Consider the following 1,929-nt stretch of genomic DNA (forward strand, 5'->3'; position numbering starts at 1 on the left):
ACGGCTTGGATAAATAAGACCGAATGCTGAACATCCGCTAGTCTTCACGGAAATAACCTTTTGACTGCAGCTGCTCATCAACAGACTTGCTAGACAAAGTGCGGTTAGTTTCAGTAATGTTTTTTGCAGTGTTTGCATTTTCTAACTCCTGTGCGACTGCGGCCGCTTCACGTTTTACGAATTCGATCTCTTCTTGTTGCTTGCGAATTTTGGCCGCTTGCACGCGACCATGGATAAACACACCAGCCAAAACGGCGAAAGCCGCCCCAACAATATAAAGATTAATCATTCCCGCCCCCTTGGCTATTTCTGCTTTGCATTGCATTGGCGAAACCTTTCGTTGCTGCGCCACCGCCGCAAAAAATAGCAAATGTCGTAAACAATTCGCCCACATAACTACGATCCAACCATACGGTATAGACCAGCACGCCGGCCATTAATAGCGCACCAAAAAACTGGATGAACGCTGTCGTTGATAATCGTCCATCATTGTTGGTGATCAGTTCTTTCATTCCCATTTTCTTTTTCCTTTTTAAAATAATCTTGTTGCGCTTGGGCATAATCCCATAATGTCAGCACGCACAATACTTCATGGTCTCCAACGAGCATAAAAAACGGTGGCGGCGGTCATGCCTTTATTTACAACTCGGTTGCGGTGCGCGTTATTGCTTGATTTCCAGCCGCGTGAAAATGATTTTTTAAACTTTGCTGAATAGGTTGGTGCGCTCATTTACCCCCCAAATATAGATGATTAAAATTGATAACTTCGCCCGAATCCAACCACGTCCACACATCGAAACATGGGCAGTCTTTAATCCACTCATTCGGGGTGATTGTGCCGTCACCATTAACGTCTGGACTCAAATCACGATGTCCACAAATGCGTGCGCTGGGGTGTTCGCTCTCTAGTTTTTGCAACAATTTGTGCAACGCGAGCCATTGTCTTTCAGTGTATTCGCCGTAGTTGCGACCGCTTTCGTCAATACCGCCAACAAGGCAAATGCCTAGCGAGTGTTGATTATGACCTTTCACGTGCGCACCAATTTCGCCAACCATTCGGCCTGTTTCAACCGTGCCGTCAGTGTCAATTACAAAGTGATAACCAATATTAGGCAGGTGAGGATTGAATTTTTTGGCTAAAATTGGGTCGCGTTTAAAGCCGCGTTGTGAGTGCCAGTCATTAATACGTTGAGCGGCGGTTTGATTAACTGTTCTGAGTTGCTTGCCGTTACGAGTAGCGGAGCAATGGATCACAATTTTTGTGATAGGTAAAGATAAAGACATAAAAAAACTCCTTTTGTAAGACTACAAAAGGAGTTTAAAACGGATGTTGTTTTATTGATTTTAAATTGATTTAAAGACGTTATTTGCGCATAAATTCAAACTCTTTCATTACTTCGCCCATATTAATACTTTCCGGCAGAGGCAAACCAAAACTGTCTTTATAGTTGCCTAAAATCGGCTCATTTTTTAACTGTCCATCATATAGGCTCATGGCTTTACCATTCAACGCATAAAAGCGTTTAACCGGGTCTTTTACTTTGTCGTAATAGAAAACATATAGCGATGATGGTGCTGATCCCACAGAGATATAGTTACAGGCGAGATAGTAATGTTCACCAACTTTTCTACTTCGACAACTTGCTGCTTTACCACTATTTTCCGGAAGCAATTTATAAAGGGCTACTTGCACATCTGAAGTTTCCTCGTACGTTGGCGCATTTAGGTCTTCATCTTCGGAACAGGCGGTCAATGAGCAAGCTAGCACACCAGCAAAAAAGGCACATAGTAGTTTTTTCATGTTTTTTCCTTAAGTTATAAATGGTTCGGCAAAATCATACTCCAATAAAATTTATTTTGCTCATAAAAAACGCCCTTTCGGACGTTTTTTGTCATTTTTATCGGTTATGAGTTACCGAACATATCAAA

General features: G+C 42.2%; 4 protein-coding genes. All 4 read right to left on the reverse strand.

The features are described from left to right. Nucleotides 1–37 precede the first annotated feature (37 nt). Entirely contained in the window at nt 38–289 is a 252-nt protein-coding gene (locus DPV85_RS09830; protein WP_053085468.1) for a DUF2681 domain-containing protein, read from the reverse strand. Continuing rightward, entirely contained in the window at nt 282–518 is a 237-nt protein-coding gene (locus DPV85_RS09835) for a DUF2644 domain-containing protein (RefSeq protein ID WP_111327870.1), read from the reverse strand. The genes DPV85_RS09830 and DPV85_RS09835 overlap by 8 nt, the downstream gene beginning before the upstream one ends. A gap of 208 nt (nt 519–726) precedes the next feature. Next, on the reverse strand, nt 727–1,284 hold the full coding sequence (locus DPV85_RS09840; RefSeq protein WP_111327871.1) for an N-acetylmuramoyl-L-alanine amidase: 558 nt from the start codon (nt 1,282–1,284) through the stop codon (nt 727–729). A gap of 79 nt (nt 1,285–1,363) precedes the next feature. Beyond that, nucleotides 1,364–1,801: a hypothetical protein gene (locus DPV85_RS09845; protein WP_111327872.1), complete on the reverse strand. Its 438-nt coding sequence runs from the start codon at nt 1,799–1,801 to the stop codon at nt 1,364–1,366. Nucleotides 1,802–1,929 lie beyond the last annotated feature (128 nt).

Origin of the sequence: Haemophilus parainfluenzae (assembly GCF_003252725.1) — a bacterium.
In the GTDB taxonomy this organism is placed as follows: Bacteria; Pseudomonadota; Gammaproteobacteria; order Enterobacterales; family Pasteurellaceae; genus Haemophilus_D; species Haemophilus_D parainfluenzae_L.

Excerpts from the sequence above, each read along its gene's own strand:
- DPV85_RS09840 (WP_111327871.1), bottom strand. The coding sequence starts at position 1,284 with ATGTCTTTATCTTTACCTATCACAAAAATTGTGATCCATTGCTCCGCT.
- DPV85_RS09835 (WP_111327870.1), bottom strand. The coding sequence starts at position 518 with ATGGGAATGAAAGAACTGATCACCAACAATGATGGACGATTATCAACG.
- DPV85_RS09830 (WP_053085468.1), bottom strand. The coding sequence starts at position 289 with ATGATTAATCTTTATATTGTTGGGGCGGCTTTCGCCGTTTTGGCTGGT.
- DPV85_RS09845 (WP_111327872.1), bottom strand. The coding sequence starts at position 1,801 with ATGAAAAAACTACTATGTGCCTTTTTTGCTGGTGTGCTAGCTTGCTCA.